The 17,533-nt window shown below is 70.9% G+C and carries 15 protein-coding genes and 1 pseudogene; 10 read left to right on the top strand and 6 right to left on the bottom strand.

Annotation, left to right across the window (positions count from 1 at the left end; translation table 11 throughout):
* Positions 1-11 precede the first annotated feature (11 nt).
* The 7 genes from L942_RS06250 (at position 12) to L942_RS06280 (ending at position 5,857) form a co-directional block, all read left to right on the top strand.
* The gene (locus tag L942_RS06250; RefSeq protein WP_051165755.1) at positions 12-350 is read left to right on the top strand and encodes a gas vesicle protein; all 339 of its coding nucleotides are present in this window, start codon (positions 12-14) and stop codon (positions 348-350) included.
* The gene (locus tag L942_RS06255; RefSeq protein ID WP_037356021.1) at positions 347-1,093 is read left to right on the top strand and encodes a GvpL/GvpF family gas vesicle protein; all 747 of its coding nucleotides are present in this window, start codon (positions 347-349) and stop codon (positions 1,091-1,093) included. The genes L942_RS06250 and L942_RS06255 overlap by 4 nt, the downstream gene beginning before the upstream one ends.
* Complete coding sequence (gvpJ, locus tag L942_RS06260) at positions 1,090-1,272, top strand: gas vesicle protein GvpJ (RefSeq protein ID WP_037356022.1); 183 nt, start codon at positions 1,090-1,092, stop codon at positions 1,270-1,272. Before L942_RS06255 ends, gvpJ begins: the two co-directional genes overlap by 4 nt.
* Positions 1,273-1,283: 11 nt before the next feature.
* Positions 1,284-1,592: a gas vesicle protein K gene (locus L942_RS06265; RefSeq protein ID WP_051165757.1), complete on the top strand. Its 309-nt coding sequence runs from the start codon at positions 1,284-1,286 to the stop codon at positions 1,590-1,592.
* A gap of 622 nt (positions 1,593-2,214) precedes the next feature.
* Positions 2,215-2,766 (top strand): (2Fe-2S)-binding protein, encoded by a 552-nt coding sequence (locus tag L942_RS06270; protein ID WP_051165758.1) that lies wholly within the window; start codon positions 2,215-2,217, stop codon positions 2,764-2,766.
* A complete protein-coding gene (locus tag L942_RS06275; RefSeq protein WP_037356024.1) occupies positions 2,763-3,767 on the top strand; it encodes an FAD binding domain-containing protein in 1,005 nt (334 codons plus the stop codon). The genes L942_RS06270 and L942_RS06275 overlap by 4 nt, the downstream gene beginning before the upstream one ends.
* Positions 3,764-5,857: a xanthine dehydrogenase family protein molybdopterin-binding subunit gene (locus L942_RS06280; RefSeq protein WP_037356026.1), complete on the top strand. Its 2,094-nt coding sequence runs from the start codon at positions 3,764-3,766 to the stop codon at positions 5,855-5,857. Before L942_RS06275 ends, L942_RS06280 begins: the two co-directional genes overlap by 4 nt.
* 29 nt (positions 5,858-5,886) lie before the next feature.
* Here L942_RS06280 and L942_RS06285 read toward each other — a convergent pair.
* Together L942_RS06285 and L942_RS06290 are read right to left on the bottom strand one after the other, a co-directional pair.
* Positions 5,887-6,293: pseudogene (locus tag L942_RS06285) on the bottom strand (DUF2267 domain-containing protein).
* 31 nt (positions 6,294-6,324) lie between these two features.
* Positions 6,325-6,975: a dienelactone hydrolase family protein gene (locus tag L942_RS06290; RefSeq protein ID WP_037356028.1), complete on the bottom strand. Its 651-nt coding sequence runs from the start codon at positions 6,973-6,975 to the stop codon at positions 6,325-6,327.
* A gap of 79 nt (positions 6,976-7,054) precedes the next feature.
* On the opposite strand from L942_RS06290, the gene L942_RS06295 reads away from it, so the two are divergent.
* A complete protein-coding gene (locus tag L942_RS06295; protein ID WP_037356030.1) occupies positions 7,055-7,651 on the top strand; it encodes a gamma carbonic anhydrase family protein in 597 nt (198 codons plus the stop codon).
* A gap of 98 nt (positions 7,652-7,749) precedes the next feature.
* Here the strand turns inward: L942_RS06295 and L942_RS06300 are convergent, their stop codons facing one another.
* Together L942_RS06300 and L942_RS06305 are read right to left on the bottom strand one after the other, a co-directional pair.
* Complete coding sequence (locus L942_RS06300) at positions 7,750-8,598, bottom strand: NAD(P)-binding domain-containing protein (protein WP_037356032.1); 849 nt, start codon at positions 8,596-8,598, stop codon at positions 7,750-7,752.
* A 22-nt stretch (positions 8,599-8,620) separates the two neighbouring features.
* Positions 8,621-9,487: an NAD(P)-dependent oxidoreductase gene (locus L942_RS06305; RefSeq protein ID WP_037356034.1), complete on the bottom strand. Its 867-nt coding sequence runs from the start codon at positions 9,485-9,487 to the stop codon at positions 8,621-8,623.
* A 95-nt stretch (positions 9,488-9,582) separates the two neighbouring features.
* On the opposite strand from L942_RS06305, the gene L942_RS06310 reads away from it, so the two are divergent.
* A complete protein-coding gene (locus L942_RS06310; RefSeq protein ID WP_037356037.1) occupies positions 9,583-12,741 on the top strand; it encodes a BTAD domain-containing putative transcriptional regulator in 3,159 nt (1,052 codons plus the stop codon).
* Here the strand turns inward: L942_RS06310 and L942_RS06315 are convergent.
* Positions 12,670-14,082, bottom strand: a complete 1,413-nt coding sequence (locus L942_RS06315) for an amidase (RefSeq protein WP_037356041.1) — start codon at positions 14,080-14,082, stop codon at positions 12,670-12,672. The genes L942_RS06310 and L942_RS06315 overlap by 72 nt on opposite strands.
* A 111-nt stretch (positions 14,083-14,193) precedes the next feature.
* On the opposite strand from L942_RS06315, the gene L942_RS06320 reads away from it, so the two are divergent.
* Positions 14,194-15,159 carry an Lrp/AsnC family transcriptional regulator gene (locus L942_RS06320; RefSeq protein ID WP_037356044.1) on the top strand — a complete coding sequence of 322 codons (966 nt, stop codon included), beginning with the start codon at positions 14,194-14,196 and terminating at the stop codon, positions 15,157-15,159.
* 3 nt (positions 15,160-15,162) lie between these two features.
* On the opposite strand, the gene helR is transcribed toward L942_RS06320, so the two are convergent.
* Complete coding sequence (helR, locus tag L942_RS06325) at positions 15,163-17,334, bottom strand: RNA polymerase recycling motor ATPase HelR (RefSeq protein ID WP_200862717.1); 2,172 nt, start codon at positions 17,332-17,334, stop codon at positions 15,163-15,165.
* Between the last annotated feature and the right edge of the window lie 199 nt (positions 17,335-17,533).

Raw genomic sequence — 17,533 nt, forward strand, 5'->3', positions numbered from 1 at the left:
GAGGCAAGCAGATGAGCGAGTCCAGCCTGACCGCCGGGAGACCGGGCGGGGTGTCCCGCGCGGCCGGTTCCGGCGGGGGCGCGAACCTCGCCGACATCCTGGAACGGGTGCTGGACAAGGGCATCGTGATCGCCGGGGACATCCAGGTCAACCTGCTCGACATCGAGCTGCTGACCATCAAGGTCCGGTTGCTGGTCGCGTCGGTCGAGCGCGCCAAGGAAATGGGCATCGACTGGTGGGAGCACGATCCGTCCCTGTCGTCGGGCTCGCGGCGGAAAGGACTGCTGGAGGAGAACGAAAGACTGCGCGCGCAACTCGAACTCGCGCGGGGAGAGCGAGCGGAACAGTGAGCTGGTATTGCTACGGGGTCACCGAATTCGCCGCGGAGAACCCGGTGGAAGGCCTCGCCGGGCTGCGCGGCTCTCCCGTCTCCGCCGTTTCCGGGGCCGGGCTGACCGCATTGGCCAGCCCGGTACCGGACGCGGAGTTCACCGAGGCCAGCCTCGAGGAGAACCTGGAAAACCTTGCCTGGCTGGAAGAAATCGCCCGGGTGCACAACACCGTGGTGGCCGAGGCGAGCCGGCGGACCGGAGTGCTGCCGCTGCGGATGGCGACGATCTACCGCGACGAACAGCGAGTGCGAGAAATGCTCGCCGAACATTCCGCGCAGTTTTCCGAGGCGTTGCAACGGGTCCGGGGTCATGCCGAATGGGGCGTCAAAGTCTTCGCTTCGCTGCGCGATGTCCAACAGACGCCCGCCGAAGCGCCCGCCGACGGCCGTTCCTATTTGCGGCAACGACTCCGTCAACGGCAGGCGCGGAACGCTCGCACCAACGAAGCGGCCGAGGTCGCCGAGCGCATTGAACGGGAACTCGCACCGCTGTCCGCGGACCTCCACCGGCACTGCAACCAGGACCCCGCCCTCACCGGCCGCACCGACACCAACATCCTCAACCTGGCCTGCCTGGTGCCCGATACCGGTCGTGAGCTGTTCCTGGCACGGCTCGCCGAACTGCGGCGAGCGGACGCGGCCGGAATCGAGGTCGAGGTCACCGGCCCGTGGGCCCCGTACTCCTTCGCGGGAATCCCGTGACGGCCGCCGCGGAGGCAACCGAGCGGCTCGTCTTGGTCGACCTGCTGGACCGCCTCCTCGCCGGCGGCGTGGTGCTGACCGGCGACCTGGTGCTGTCGGTCGCCGAGGTCGACCTGGTGCGCATTTCCTTGCGCGCCCTGATCACCGCGGTCCGCGAAGACCGGTCGGCACCGTGGTGAAAGGAGCGACGATGGACGAGACCGAACAGCTGCTTGCCACAGCGGCCGGAGTACTGCCGACCCGCCTGGAAACGGACGCGGACACGGTGGAACGCGACCTGATGAAGCTGGTCCTGACCGTCGTCGAACTGCTGCGGCAGTTGATGGAACGCCAGGCGTTGCGCCGCGTCGAGGAAGGCGGGCTGACCGAGACCCAGGAGGAGCGGCTCGGCCTGACCCTGATGCTGCTCGAGGAACGGCTGACCGAACTTCGCGAACGGTACGGGCTGTCCGCGGAGGAGCTGAACCTGGACCTCGGTCCGTTGGGGACTTTGCTGTGACTGCTCCGCCGCTCTGGTCCGGAGGTCAGCTGAGGTCGGCGGAGGCAAGCAATCGCGCTGGAGGGCTTCGTCTCCGGTGAGGTCGATGTTGTTGTCCAGCGCGTCCTCGGCGCCGACGCTCTCCACGAGGTAGCGATGCGGTGAGGCGAGCGCATCCCGCAGCAGGGGCGCGGCGGGCGGTGCCGCGGAGCCAAGTTCGACGAGGTCCCGCGTAGTGGACAATCCGGGGCGCTGTTTCCGGAGCACGTCTCCCGGCTGGTCGCGATATCGGCCGGGCACGGGCGAGCGGTGGTTCGTCGCGGCGAAACGCGGCCAGGAGGCGATGCGTCGCGACCGGTGGGCGTTCAGCCGGTATCTGTGGAGGAGCGGGAGCTGGCGAAGCCGCCCCGGGTGCGGGTGCCGACCTTGGTTCTCCACGGCGGCCAGGACGCCGACAATCTGCCCTCGACCAGCGAAGGCAAGGACAGCCTGTTCGTCGCCGAGTACCGCCGGGTCGTGTTCGGCGACGTCGGGCACTTCCCGCCGCGGGAGTCCCCGGCCCGGACCGCCGAGGAGATCCTGCGCTGGGGGGGCGCTGACCAGGCGGAGGTTTGGGGCCGGGGCGAGCGGGTATGGCGGGCCTATGCGACCGGGCGAGACGGAAATCCTGCCGGAAACCGCCGGTGCGGTCCGGACGATCGCGCTGCGCGTCGACGGGACCGAGCACCGGCTGACCGTCGATCCGCGCCGCACGCTGCTGGACCTGCTGAGGGAGCAAATCGGCGACTACAGCGCCAAGAAGGGCTGCGACCACGGCCAGTGCGGCGCGTGCACGGTCCTGCTCGACGGCCGCAGAGTGCTGTCCTGCTTGACGCTCGCGCTGACCTGCGAAGGTGCCGAGGTGACGACGGCGGCGGGCCTGGCGGAGAACGGTGAGCTGCATTCGCTGCAGCAGTCGTTCCTGGACCACGACGGATTCCAATGCGGCTACTGCACGCCGGGCCAGATCTGTTCGGCCGCCGGGTTGCTGGCGGAGTTCGGCGACGGCGCGCCCAGCCACGTCACCAAGCCGGTCGCCGACGCTCCGCAGTGGACCGACGCGGAGATCGCCGAGCGGATGAGCGGGAACCTCTGCCGTTGCGGGGCCTATGCGGGGATCGTCGCGGCGGTCCGCGAGGCAGGAGAGCAGCGATGAAACCGTTCGCCTACGGCAAACCGGCGACGACCGCCGAAGCGGTGCTGGCCGTGGCGGCCGAGCCGTCCGCGATGTTCCTCGGCGGCGGAACCAATCTCGTCGACCATCTGAAACTGGGCGTGGCCCGGCCCGATCGCCTGGTCGACGTGACCGGCTTGCTGTCCACCGAGATCCGCGAAGAAAACGGGGAGCTCGTGATCGGCGCGGGTGTCCGCAACAGCGACCTGGCCGCCGACCAGCGTGTCCGGGAGCGGTATCCGGTGCTGGCCGAAGCGTTGCTGGCGGGAGCGTCGCCGCAGTTGCGGAATATGGCCACCGTCGGCGGAAACCCGTTGCAAAGAACCCGCTGCGTCTACTTCCAAGACGTCACGACCCCGTGCAACAAGCGTTCGCCCGGGTCCGGCTGTTCGGCGCTCGGCGGTTACACCCGGCACCACGCGATTCTCGGCGCGTCCGAACAGTGTGTCGCGACGCATCCCTCGGATATGGCGGTGGCCATGACGATGCTCGACGCGCGCGTCCACGTCATCGGCCCGTCTGGGGAGCGAGTCGTGCCCTTCCCGGAACTGCATCGCCTTCCCGGCGAGCATCCGGAGCGGGACACGGTGCTGGAGCACGGCGAGCTGATCACCGACATCACGCTGCCCGCCACCTCGTGGTCGCGCCGGTCGACTTACCGCAAGGTGCGAGACCGCGCCTCCTACGCTTTCGCGCTCCTCTCTGTCGCGGTTGGACTGTCCATTGAGGACGGTGTGCTCGAAGACGTCCGGCTCGCTTTCGGGGGTGTGGCGCACAAACCCTGGCGGGCCCAGCGTGCTGAGGAGGTCCTGCGCGGCACCCGGCCCAGCGAGGAGGTCTTTCGCGCGGCTGCCGACGCTGAACTCGCGGACGCCACCGCGCTGGACGGTATCGACGGAGGGAACGCGTTCAAGATCCCGCTCGCCGCGCGCACCCTGGTCGCGGTGCTGCGCGACCTGACCGCCGAGGAGCGCGACCGATGACCGGACTGCTGGAGCCCCGCGCGATCGGCCGCGGGCTCACCCGCCGCGACGGCCCGGCGAAAGTCACCGGAACCGCGCCGTACGCCTACGAACATCCCGTCGAAGCACCGCTGTACTGCCATCCGATCCAGGCGACGATCGCGCGCGGGCGCTGTCTGCGGATCAGCGCGGTCGAAGCCGAAGCCCTCGACGGCGTGCAAGCCCTGATCACTCCGTTCACCGCCGAGCGACTCGCCGACACCGACGACGCGGAACTCGCGGTCCTGCAGGACTGCGAAATCCCGTTCCGCGGCCGGGTGCTCGGGCTGGTCCTGGCCGAATCTTCCGAGACCGCGCGGCACGCAGCGGAACTCGTCGACGTCGAGTACGAGACCGATCCCTTCACGGCCCGGCTCACCGCCGACGATCCCGACCTCTACCGGCCGGACAAGGTCAACCCGAGCTTCCCCACCGACACGAGCGACGGCGACGCCGAGGCCGCGTCCGCGGTGACTGTGGACCAGACCTATCGCACGGCGATGTACCACAACAATCCGCTGGAACCGCACACGACGACGGCCCGGTGGGACGACGGCGTGCTGACCCTGTGGGATTCCACGCAGAGCGTGCATTCGGTGCGGTCCACCGTGGCGAAGATCTTCGGCCTGCCCGCTGACCGGGTCCGGGTGATCTGCCCCTATCTCGGCGGCGGGTTCGGCTCGAAAGGCATGCCGCACGCCAACGTCGTGCTCGCCGCGCTGGCGGCCCGGGCCGTGCCGGGCCGTCCGGTGAAGCTCGCGCTGACCCGGCAGCAGATGTTCAGCCTGGCCGGCTACCGCACGCCGACGATTCAGCGGGTCCGGCTCGGCGCCGGCCGCGACGGACGGCTGGAGTCGCTGCGCATGGAGGTCGTCGAGCAGACCTCGCGGATCAAGGAGTTCGCCGAGCAGACCGCCGCGCCGGCCCGGATGATGTACGCCGCGCGGAACCGCACCACCAGTCACCGGCTCGCCCGTCTCGACGTGCCGGTGCCGTCGTGGATGCGCGCGCCGGGGGAGTGCCCGGGAATGTTCGGCCCGGAAGTAGCGATGGACGAGCTCGCCGAAGCGCTCGGTATCGATCCGATCGACCTGCGGGTCCGCAACGAGCCGGAACGGGATCCCGAGACGGGCCTTCCGTTTTCGAGCCGGAACCTGGTCGAATGCCTGCGCACCGGAGCCGAACGTTTCGGCTGGAACAAGCGCGATCCGCGGCCGGGCGTGCGCCGCGCCGCGCCGTGGCTGGTCGGCAGCGGCGTCGCGGCCTCGGTGTATCCGGCGAAACGGATGCCCGGGTCGAGCGCGACGATCCGCTACGGAAAGGGCCGCTACGCCGTAGAAATCGGCGCGGCCGACCTGGGGACGGGCGCATGGACGATCCTGCCGCAGATCGCGGCAGACGCGCTGGGGGTGCCCGTCGATTCGATCGACATCCGGATCGGCGACACCGCCCTCCCGAACGCCACCGTGGCGGGCGGCTCGACGGGTACCGCGTCTTGGGGCTCAGCCGTGGTGGCGGCTGCCGAGGCGTTCCGGGACAAGTACGGCTCCGACCCGGGCGACGGCGACGAGGCGCAGGCGGACACCCCGAAAAACCCCGACGAGAAGCAGTACTCGATGTATGGCTTCGGAGCGCAGTTCGCCGAGGTGCGCGTCGATGCCGACACGGGCGAGGTCCGGGTTTCGCGGCTGCACGGCACGTTCGGCGTCGGCCGGATCGTCAACCCGGTCACCGCGCGTTCGCAGCTGCTCGGCGGCATGACCATGGGCCTGTCGATGGCGTTGCACGAGAACAGCGTCCTCGATCCGCGGACCGGGCACGTCGTCAACCACGACCTCGCCGAGTACCACATCGCGACCAATGCCGACGTCGAAGACCTGCGCGCGGACTGGCTCGACGAGACCGATCCGCACCTCAATCCCATGGGCAGCAAGGGAATCGGGGAGATCGGCATCGTCGGGACCGCGGCGGCCATTGCCAACGCGGTCTGGCACGCGACCGGGGTTCGGGTGCGGGAGTTGCCGATCACGCTGGACAAGCTGCTGCCGGGCCTGCCCGGTGCTTCTCGGTAGCGGCGGCCTGCCCGACGCGCCGCCGACCGCTAGTGCAGGGGGCCGCTGCTGCCCGCGTCGATGAGGTCGCGCAGTTCGCCGGGCAGAGTCTTCCGGACCTTGCCCAGCGCGCCGTGCGTCGCTTCGCCGACCACTTCCAGCACGGCCCGGGACCTGTACACCGCGTCCGGTTCGGGCATCCGTCCTCGGGAGGCGACCCGGCTGGCGAATTCGTCCAGCCCGAACCGTTCCCCGGTCCCGGCGCCGGCCATGGTCATCGTGCGCCGCAGATGCTCGGCGATCTCCAGCGGCAGCTGCGCGGCGAGATGCTCCGCCGTCTGCTCCGGGATCGTTCGCCCAGTGTCTCCAGCACCGATCGCGTCACCCGCTCGGCGGCACCGCGGCTCGGCAGGTGCGCGCGGTCCTGGACTTTGCTGATCAGCTCGTCGTGCTGCATGAGCTCCTTCCCCCTGCTGGGGCCTTCGGGGTCACAGGGCGAAGGCCTGGCCGCCGCCGTCCGGGAGGTGCCGGTCGAACCACTTGGCGGCCGCGTCGGCGACCTGCTCCAGCGCGCCGGGTTCCTCGAAGAGGTGCCCGGCTCCCGGCACCACCATCAGCTCGCGATCGCTCGGCAGCTCGGCCGCGGCGGCCTTGTTCAGCCGGCGCACGGTGTCGTCGTTTCCCCCGACGATCAGCAGCACCGGGCACCGCACCGCCGCCAAATCCTCGGTCATGTCCGGCCGTCCGCCCCGCGAGACCACCGCCCGCACGACGTCCGGGCGGGCCGCCGCCGCACTCAGCGCCGCGGCGGCTCCCGTGCTGGCCCCGAACAGGCCTACCGGCAGCCCGGCCACCCCGGGATGACGGCCGAGCTCGTCCACTGCGCGCAGCAACCGGTCCCGCAGCAGGCCGATGTCGAAGCGCGCCTGACCACGGTCCTCGTCTGGGCTCAGCAGATCGAAGAGCAAGGTCGCGAAGCGGTGGTCCTGCAAGGTCCGGGCGACCGCCTGGTTGCGCGGGCTGTGCCGCGAACTGCCCGAACCGTGCGCGAAAACGACCACTCCGGCAGCATCGGCCGGCACCGTCAGCGCACCCTCGGCCGACGACGTCCCGGTGCCGACCGCGAACGGTTCCGTCATGGCTTCCTCCTGCCTCTGTTCGCACCCGGATATCCGGCGAGAGCGGCGGCCAAACGGACAGCGGGGTTAGCGTGGGCCGATGTTGCTCGAACATCGAGGGAAACGGCCAGTGGTCCCGGAGTCGGCGTACGTCGCACCGTCCGCGGTGCTGTGCGGGGCGGTCGTCCTCGGCGAGCGAGCCCGGATCCTGCACGGCGCGGTGCTCACCGCGGAAGACGGCGAAATCCGCACCGGGGAGGACGTCGTCGTCATGGAAAACGCGCTGATCCGCGGCCGGGCCTCGCATCCGGTGACCCTCGGGGACGCGGTCCTGATCGGGCCGCACGCGCACGTCAACGGAGCCGCCGTCGAGGACGAAACATTCGTGGCGACCGGAGCCTCCCTGTTCCCGGGCGCGGTCGCCGGCGCCGGGGCCGAACTGCGGATCAACAGCGTGCTGCACGTGAACTCCCGCCTCGAACCCGGCGCGGTGCTGCCGATCGGCTGGATCGCCGCGGGGAACCCGGCCGAGCTCTTCTCCCCGGACCGGCACGACGAACTGTGGGAGCTCCAGCGCACCCTGGACTTCCCGGGCACCGTGTACGGCATGCCGAGAGGCGCTTCGATGCGCGAGCTCATGCTGCGCCAAGCCCAGTTTTACGGTGCCCACCAGGACGATCGCCTTCTGGACGGATGACTGCGGCGGCGATCGTTCCGCAGTCACCTCGGCCGGGTGCCTCGCAGCCGCGGTCTGGGAAGCGCCGGCCAGCGGCGGGTTCCCAGACCGCGAAGGGGTCACGCCTTGCTTCGGACCACCTCGAACAGGCTGGTCCAGCTGTCCCGGCCGCGCCCGGCGGCGACGGCGCGGTCGTAGTGCTCCTTCACCGCGGCGGGCAGCGCCACGTCGATGCCCGCGTCCCGGCTCGCGGCGAGGACGTGGTCGGCGGTCGCGCCCATCATCCTGGCGTTCGCCTGGTCGCCGGGGTGGCTGCCGCTGTCGACGTTTCGCGCCGCCTCGTCCAGCGACGTCTGCACCAGCGTCAGCAGTTCCGTCGCGTACGGCACCAGCGTCGCGGCGGAAACCCCGGCGGTGCCGGCGAGCGCGGCGGAATGCAGGAAAGCCGAGAGCGTGGTGAGGAACATGTCCAGCAACGACTGGTAGTACAGCTGCGCCAGGCCCGGGTCCGCGCCCCGGTAGTCCGGCCGTCCGATCACGCGCAGGGCCGGTTCGATCCGCTCGAACGCCGGCTGCGCGCCGCTGTAGAACACGAACGAGCCCGCGGTGCCGACGACCGGCGCGGGCACCATGATCCCGCCGGCGATCATCTCCGCGCCGCGCGCGGCCAGCCATTCCGCGGCCACCCGGGTCCGCTCGGGCGTGTCCGAGCTGAGGTTCACCACGATCTTGCCCCGCAGCGCGTCCTCGGCCGGCGCGAGAATGTCGTACATCGCCTGATAATCAGTGAGGCTCAGGAGCACCAGCTCGTTCGCGGCCAGCGCCTCGGACACGGTCGCCGCCCGCTTCGCGCCTTCGGCCGCCAAGCCGTCGGCCCGGCTCGCCGTGCGGTTCCACACTGTCACCTCGTGTCCCGCGGCGAGGTAGGCGCGCACCATGGCCTGGCCCATCGGACCGAGGCCGAGCATTGTCACGTTCACGCGATTCTCCTTAGTTCTTCAGCAGTTCGATGACGCTTGTGAGGTTTTCCGCACCGTGCCCGTCGGCGGCCCGGCGCAGGAGCAGCTGGTGCAGCGGCGCGAGCAGCTCGGCGCTGACGCCCTGGTCGGCGGCCGCGAGGGGCAGGTTTTCGAACGCGGCGGCCTGCATTCCCAGGTTCGACACGACGTTCTGGGTGTAGTCGCCGCGGTCGATCTCGGCCGCGGCTTGTTCGGCGAAGCCGCCCATCGCGGTCAGCCATCCGCTCAGCAGCGGCGCGAATTCGACCGCCGAGAGCCCTGCGCCGCGGATCAGCGCGTAGGCCTGCAAGATGCCGATGAACTGGCCGTACATTCCGGACAGCAGCGCGAGATCGTGCAGCGCCGCGAGTCCCGGGTCCTCGCCGACGTAGTTGCTGCCGCCGAACGTGTCGAGTGCCTCGCGGTGCGCGTCGAAGACGTCCCGGGGCCCGCTGTAGAAGACGAACGCGCCCGGCTGCCCGATCATCGGCGGAGTCGCCATGATGCCGCCGTCGAGGAACTTCGCGCCCCGCTCCGAGACCCAGTCGGCCAGCTCGCGAGCCTGCCGTGGGGTGCCGTTGGTCAGGTTCACCACCGTCCGGCCCGCCAGCGAAGCCGGCTCGAGCACCTCCCGCACCGACGCGTCGTCCAGCAGGCAGACGATCGCCAGCTCGCTCGCCGCGACCGCCTCGGCGGCCGAACCCGCCGCCACCGCTCCCCGCGTGACCAGCGGTTTCGTCTTGTCCGCCGAGCGGTTCCAGACCGTCACCGGTCGTCCCGCGTCCAGCAGCGCACCGGCCAGTGCGCTGCCCATCGCCCCGAGCCCCAGCACGGTCGCCGCGGTCGTGTTCCCGGACATGTCGTCCCTCCAGTTCGTTGATCCGCCGACCACGGTGCCGAGCGCCGCGCACGGTTCGCTGGGGGTCCGCGCACGGAAGCGGCTACGGTGGAATCGTGCGATTCGGCATCCTCGGGCCCTTGGCCGTGAGCAGCGACGACGGCCGGCCGGTGCGGGTGCCCGAGGCCAAGGTCCGGACCCTGCTCGCGGTCCTGCTCGTGCACGAGGGCCGCCCGGTGTCGGCGGACCGGCTGGCCGACGACCTGTGGGGCGACCAGCTGCCCGGCAACCCGGTCAACACGCTGCAGACGAAGGTTTCGCAGTTGCGCCGGGCACTTGAACGCGCCGAACCCGGGTACGGCAGCGCGTTGGTGCATCAAGCTCCCGGTTACGTCCTGCGCGTCGAACCGGAGGCGGTGGATGCCGGACGCTTCCGTGCGTTGACCGCAGCGGCGAACACCGCGGAAGACCCGCGGTCGAAGGCCGAGCTGCTCACCGAAGCACTGGCGTTGTGGCGAGGTTCCGTGCTGACCGAGTTCGCCGATGAAGCCTTCGGGCAGCCGATGATCCAGCGACTCGAAGAGGATCGCCTAGCCGCGCAGGAAAACCTCGCCGACGCGCGGCTCGCGTTGGGCGAACATGCCGCGCTGACCGCCGAACTCGCCGACCTCGTCCGGCAGCATCCGCTGCGGGAACGCCTGCGCGCTCTCCAGCTGCGGGCGTTGTACGCGGCCGGACGGCAGAGCGAAGCCCTGGCGTCCTACGACGAACTCCGCCGCCGTCTCGCCGACGAGCTAGGCCTCGATCCCGGCCCCGAACTGACCGCGCTCCACCGGTCGATCCTGGCGCAGGACCCGGCGCTGACCGCCGCCGCTCCGCAGCTTCCGGTGCCGCTGACCGAACTGGTCGGCCGGACCGCCGCGGTCCAGGCGGTCCGCAGCCTCGTCCGCGAATCCCGGCTGGTGACGCTCACCGGGCCGGGCGGCGTCGGCAAGACCCGGCTCGCGCTCGAGACCGCGCACCGGCTCGGCGGCGACTTCGCGGCGGGAGCGTGGCTCGTCGAACTGACCGGCATGGACCGGCACGAATGCGCGCTGAGCCAGTGCCCGCCGGTCGAATGGGTGGTGGAGGCGATCGCCGCGACGCTGGGCATCCGGGACGCGGCGGCGCCCGCTCCGGCGGACCCCGCCGCACGGCTGGCCGAATCGTTGCGCGGCAAGGAAATCCTGCTCGTACTGGACAACTGCGAACAGCTGATCGAGCCGGTCGCCGAGACTGCCGGACGGCTGCTCGCGGCCGTGCCCGGGCTGCGGATTCTCGCCACCAGCCGCGAACCACTAGGGCTCGCCGGGGAAACGCAGTTCCCGGTGCCGCCGCTGGACCACGACAGCGCCGCCCGGCTGTTCACCGCACGGGTCGCCGACACTGGGTACGCTGTGGACAGTGCCGAGGCGGACGCGGTCGCCGAGATTTGCCGGAAACTGGACGGATTGCCGCTCGCGCTCGAACTCGCCGCGACCCGCGTGCGCGCGTTGGGCGTCCCGGAGCTGCTGCGCCGTCTGGACGACCGGTTCCGCTTGCTGGACACCACGCGCCGCGGCGTGCCCGCCCGGCAGCAGACCCTGCGCGCGATGATCGACTGGAGCTGGGAACTTCTGAGCGAACCGGAACGCCTTGTGCTGCAACGATTGTCGGTGCACACCGAGGATTGCGCGCTGGAAGCGGCCGAGGCGGTGTGCGCGGGCGATGGCGTCGAGGAAGGCGAGGTGCTGGGTCTGCTGGCGAAGCTCGTCGACCGCTCGCTGGTCGTGCCCTCGAACACCGGCGTGCCGCGGTATCGCCTGCTCGAATCGGTCGCGGTGTACGGCCTGGAGCGGCTGCGGGAAGCCAGCGAAGTCGAAAAGACCCGGCGGCGGCACGCGGAGCACTACCTTCAGCTCGCCGGGGCGGCGGACGCCGGTCTGCGTGGTCGCGACCAACGACGCTGGCTGCGGCGACTCGACGCGGACCTGCCGAACCTTCGTGCCGCGGCGGAGAATCTGGCCGGGTGGTCCAGCGCCGACGACGGTTTGCGGCTGGCGAACCGGCTGGCCTGGTACCGCTTCCTGCGCGGCCGGATGGCGGAGGCGATGCGCTCCCTGCGCGCCGCCCTCAGCCTGCCCGGCGGCGACGCGGACCTGCGCACCGAAGCACAGGCCACGCTCACCGCCCTCGGCATCCTCGCCGGCGATCGGCCGGACTGGCGTCCCGTGGCCGAACTGCCGATCAGTGCCCGGGTCAAGTGGTTCCTCGGCTACGCACTGTCCACAGTGGCCGATCTGCCCGGCGCGGAACCGTTGACTCTGGACGCGCTCGCCGCCTTCGAAGCCGTCGACGACCGGTGGGGGATCGCTGCCGCCTGCGGCGACCGCGCGAGCCAAGCGCTGGCGAGGGGCGATATCGCCGGCGCGCGGCGTTACGCCGATCGTTGCGCGGAACTGTTCGCCGAACTCGGCGACAAATGGGGTCAGCTGCAGGCCATTTTCGCGCAGGGCACGTTAGGCACGCTGTCCGGCGATTACGCGCGAGCCGAGGCCGGCTACACCGAAGGATTGCGGATCGCCGAGGAACTGGGTCTGTGGCCGGAAGCTTCCTACCAGCTGTCGTGGCTGGGCCGGGTCGCCTTGCTGCGCAAGGAGTACGCGGCGGCCCGCGAACTGCACGACCGGGCCCGCGAGGTCGCCGCCGAGCACGGTTTCACGCCAGGGGAGATGTATGCGCTGACCGGACTTGCCCTCGGCACCCGGCGCGAAGGCGACCTCGATCTCGCCGAACGGCAATTGCACACCCTGCTCGAATGGAACAAGCAGGTCGATTTCGAGCCGGGCAACACGTTGATCCTCGCCGAACTCGGTTTCGTCGCCGAATTGCGCGGCGACCCGGAGATCGCGTTGCGGCGGCAGCAGGAAGGCTACGAAATCGCTTGCCGCACCGGGGATCCGCGGGCGATCGCGTTGGCGCTGGAAGGGTTGGCGGGAGCGGCCGGTGCGGCTCGCGAAGCCGCTCGGTTGCTGGGCGCGGCCGCGGCCTCCCGCGCGGGCGTCGGCGCCCCGCTCCCCGCGGCGGAACGCGGGGACGTGGACCGGATCACCGCCCGCGCGACTGAGGCGCTCGGCGCGGCGGAGTTCGCGGCCGAGTTCCGCGCGGGCGGCGAGTTGGGGTCCTCAGAAGACCGGCCGCTGGTTCCCGTACCCGGTCGCCTGCTCGAAAGCGTGCGCGGCGCGCAGCAGCCCTAGCTCGCCTCGCAGCGGCGCGATGATCTGCAACCCGACCGGACGACCGTCGCCGGTGAACCCGGCGGGCACCGACAGCGCCGGGCAGCCGGTCGCGGAGATCGAGTACGCCGAGCGCATCCACTCCAGGTAATCGTGCATCGGCTGCCCGGCAACGGTTTCCGGATACTCCCATTCCACCGGGAACGGCGGCACCTGGCTCACCGGCGCGAGCAGCAGGTCGTACTGCGTGAAGAACTCGCGCATGCCCGTGATGAGCTGCAGCTGCCGCGTCTGTGCGCGCGCGATGTCGGCACCGGAAAGCGTGGCGCCGAAAGCGATGTTGCCGGCGAGTGTCTGCTTAATCCGGTCCGGATGTTCTTCGAGCAGAGTGCCCAGTCCGGCGTGGAAAAGCCACCCGCGCAGGGTGCGGAACACCTCGTCGGCCGCGGCGAGGTCCGGGCAGGCCGGTTCGACGCGGCAGCCGAGTTCGGCGAACACCTTCACCGCCGGTTCCAGCACCGCGCTGACCGCCGGGTCGACCGGCAGGCCGCCCAGGTCCGGCGACCACGCCACGCGCAGGCCGGTCAGGTCTGCTTCGAGACATCCGGCGAAGGGCTCGGCGGGCTGGTCGAGCGCGATCGGGTTGCGCTCGTCGTACCCGGCGATCACCGACAGCAGCAGCGCGACGTCGGCGACCGTCCGGCCCATCGGCCCCTGCACGCCCAGCGCCTCCCACGGCAGCGTGGCCGGCCAGGTCGGCACGCGACCGGGGGACGGGCGCAGGCCGACGACGTTGCAGAACGACGCCGGATTGCGCAGCGAACCGCCCATGTCGCTGCCCTCGGCGAGCGGCTGCAGGCCCGCGGCCAGTGCGGCCGCCGCACCGCCGCTGCTGCCGCCCGCGGACAGCTCCCGCCGGTACGGGTTGCGCGTGGCCCCGAAGACCGGGTTCATCGTGTGCGAACCGGCCCCGAACTCCGGCGCGTTCGTCTTGCCGAGCGTGATCGCGCCCGCGTTCCGGATGCGCTCGACGACGAGCGTGTCGCTGTCTGGCACGTGGTCGGCGAAAATGGGGGAGCCGTACGTGGTGCGGACCCCGGCGACGTCGTGCGTGTCCTTGTGCGCCACCGGGATCCCGTGCAGCGGGCCGACCTCCTCGCCGTGCGCGAGCCGTTCGTCGGCGGCCGCGGCCTCGCTCGTCGCGCGCTCGGCGGTGAGCGTGACGATGGCGTTGATCCGGGGGTTGACCTGCTCGATCCGCTCGAGATGGGCCTGCAGCACCTCGCGGGCGGACAGCTCGCGATCGCGCAGCCGGCGGGCCAGCTCGCGGGCGGGCAGGTAGCAGATCTCCTCAGCGCTCACTGGCTTCCCTTCCTGACCCCGGTGTCCGTTGGAGACGTCAGCTTGGCCCGTGGTGCTGGTGTTCGACAAGACCTACTCGACAACTGACGGAATCAGCCACAAGATTGGCTGATGACCGCACAGCTGGACCCGCTCGACCGTCGTATCGCCGGCGCGCTGCAGGTCGACGGCCGGGCGTCCTGGCGGCGGATCGCCGAGGTGCTGGACGCGCCGGAGCGCACCGTGGCCCGCCGGGGGACGCACCTGCTGCGCACCGGTGTCGTGACGATTGTCGCCGTTTCCCCGCACGGCGTCCCGCTGCTGGTGCGCGGGCGCTGCCGGGCCGGGCTCGGCCGCCCCGCGGGCACCGCGCTCGCCGGACGGCCGGAGACGAGCTTCTGCTACCTGATCACCGGACAGGGCGAACTGGTCGCCGAGGTCTTCTGCGACCGCAACCGGCTGCCGACCTTCATGTTCGACGAGATGGCGGCAATCCCCGGTCTGCTCGACCTGACGGCCGATACCGTCACGCGGTACTACCGCACCGTCCACGAATGGCAGCCGGGCCTGCTCGGCCCGGCCGAGACGGAGGCGATCTCGTCGCTGCCGCAGCCGACCCCGCAGCCCCGGCAGCCGGACGGGGTCGCCTTCAGCGGCGACGAACGCGCCATCGTGCGCGCGCTGCGCGAGGACGGCCGGCGGACCCACGAGGAACTCGCCCGCGCCGCCGGGATCTCGGAATCGACCGTCCGCCGCCGGCTGGACGCGTTGCGCCGAGAGGAAAAGGTGTTCATCCGGGCGGTGGTGGAGCCGGCCGTGCTCGGGCTGCCGGTCGAGGCGTTGCTGTGGATCCGGTGCCGCCCGCACGACGTGGACGGCATCGGGCGCGCCCTGCTCGGTTCGCCGTACGTGCGGTACGCGGCGGCGATGACGGGCGAGTATCAGCTGCTCGCTGACGTGACCTTGCCCGACATCGCCGCCTTGCACGAGTTCGTCGGCAGCTCCGGCTGGTCCCGGCAGGCGGATTCGGTGCATACCGGGGTGGTGCTGAAAGCGTTGAAGCGCAGCAGCGTCCTCGCGCCCGAGCTGCGCTCCTGACGGTTAGCCGCGCTCCTCCAGCCCGTTCAGCACCGCCGGCAACGGGCCGCGGTGCAGCACGCCGAGCCGTTGCGTCGCGCGGGTCAGCGCGACGTACAGTTCGGCCGCGCCGCGCGGTCCGTCCGCGAGAATCCAGTCCGGGTCCACGAGAAGCACGGCGTCGTACTCCAGCCCTTTGGTTGCCGAAGCCGGCACCGCGCCCGGCACGTCCGGCGGCCCGATCACGACGCTGGTCCCTTCGCGACCGGCCTCCTCGCGGACGAATTCCTCGACCGCGGCGGGCAATTCGTCCTCGGCGACCTTCCGCGACCACGGCCGGACCCCGCACGCGCGCACCGATTCCGGCGGCTCGGTCCCCGGCGCGAACTCGGCCAGCACGGTCGCCGCGACCGCCATGATTTCCGCCGGGGTGCGGTAGTTGACGGTGAGCGAACGGTAGGCCCACCGGCCCGGGACGTACGGATCCAGCATCGTGCCCCAGTCGCTCGCCCCCGCCGCCGACCGCCGCTGCGCCAGGTCGCCGACCACGGTGAACGACCGGCTCGGGCACCGCCGCATCAGCACCCGCCAGTCCATTTCGGACAGTTCCTGGGCCTCGTCGACCACGACGTGCCGATAGGTCCAGTCGCGGTCCGCCGCGGCGCGTTCGGCGAGGTCGCGGGTGTCGTGTTCGACGAACCGCTCGGCCAGGTCGGTGTCGTAGAGCAGATGCTCCGCGGACAGGCCGATGTCCTCGTCCATCTCCTCGCGGTCGAGCCGCATGATGTCCAGCACGCCGGCCGCGTACTCGGCCTCCGCCTCGCGTTCGGCCGCCTCCTCCCGCTGTTTCGCCCGGTCCGGCGCCTTGCCGAGGAGGTCGATCAGCTCGTCGAGCAGCGGGACGTCCGACACCGTCCAGGGCGCACCCGGTTCGCGCCGCAGCGCCTGGCTGGCACCGGCCGCGTTGAGCCGCGCGGGGGAGGAGTACAGCGTGGTCAGCAGGCTTTCCGGGGTGAGGACCGGCCAAAGCCGGTCGATCGCCTTGGCGAAGGCCGGGTCGGCGAGGAGTTCGCTGACCAGCGTGGACCGGAGGTCCTCCCATTCCTCCTTGTCGTCGCGGGTGAGCCAACCGCGCCCGATGCGGGACATGGCGCGTTCGGTGAGCACGTAGGTGACGATTTCGACGAAGACGGCCCGCGCTTCGTTGTGCGGCCGCCCGCTCTGGCGTGCCTCGTCGCGAGCCCACTCGGCGGTCGCCGCGTCGATCCGGACGGTGGTGTCGCGCAGCTCGATCAGGATCGGTTCCTTGGGCAGCTCCTGCCGGTCCGCGACCGCCGCGCCGAGGACGTCGAGCATCCGCAGAGATCCCTTGAACCGCGCGACTTCCGGCTCGTCCTCGACGTGCGCCCGCAGCCCCGGCAGCAGCCCGCCCGGGGTGGTGAACACCACGTCGGACTCGCCGAGCGACGGCAGGACGCGCCCGATGTGGTTCAGGAACGACGGATTCGGCCCGAGGACGAGCACGCCGTGGCGCTCCATCCGCTCGCGCTGCGTGTAGAGCAGATATGCGACGCGGTGGAGCGCCACGACGGTTTTCCCGGTTCCCGGCCCTCCCTCAATGACCAGGACGCCCGGGTGGTCGAGCCGGATGATGCGGTCCTGCTCGGCCTGGATCGTCGCGACGATGTCCCGCATGCCCTCGCCGCGAGGCGCGTTGACCGCGGCGAGCAGGGCGTCGTTCTGCTCGCCGCTGGCTGGCCGCCCCAAGACCTCGTCGGTGAACGAGGTGAGCTGCCGTCCGCGCGAGTGGAATTGCCGCCGTCGCCGCATGCCCTCGGGCGTGGCCGCGGTCGCGGTGTAAAACGCGCTCGCGGCCGGCGCGCGCCAATCGAGAAGAACGGGTTTGTACTCGTCGTCCTCGTCGAAAAGCCCGATCCGGCCGAGGTAGAAATGCTCGCCTTCGAGCGGATCGAGCCGCCCGAAACACAACCCGGAGTCAGCCACCGACAACCGCCGCGTTTCGCGAGTGAGCGCGCGCACCTCGACATCGCGCTCGCCCGGCCTCTCGTCGTTTCGTTTGAGGGCAGCGGTGTAGCGCTCCTTGGCCCGCTCGCGCTCCCGGTCGAGCCGCCGGTACAGCCCGGCGACGTAGTCCTGTTCGGACCGCAGTTCTTCTTCGTACCCCTGAGTTGACAAGTGCCCCTCGCTGCTGTTATTCTGAACTCAGATTCGGCGTGAACTTCTGATTTCCTGGTGAAGACGCGTCGATTTTTTATTGTCCACCCTTTGTCAAGGGCGCTGGTGGGCTGGTCGTTTTGGTGCGGTTTTCTCCGGTCGGCGGGTTGCGTGGGTCGGCGGGTTGCGTGGGTCGGCGGGTTGCGTGGGTCGGCGGGTT

This window comes from Amycolatopsis orientalis DSM 43388 (assembly GCF_000411975.1).
Taxonomy (GTDB): Bacteria; Actinomycetota; Actinomycetes; order Mycobacteriales; family Pseudonocardiaceae; genus Amycolatopsis; species Amycolatopsis orientalis_D.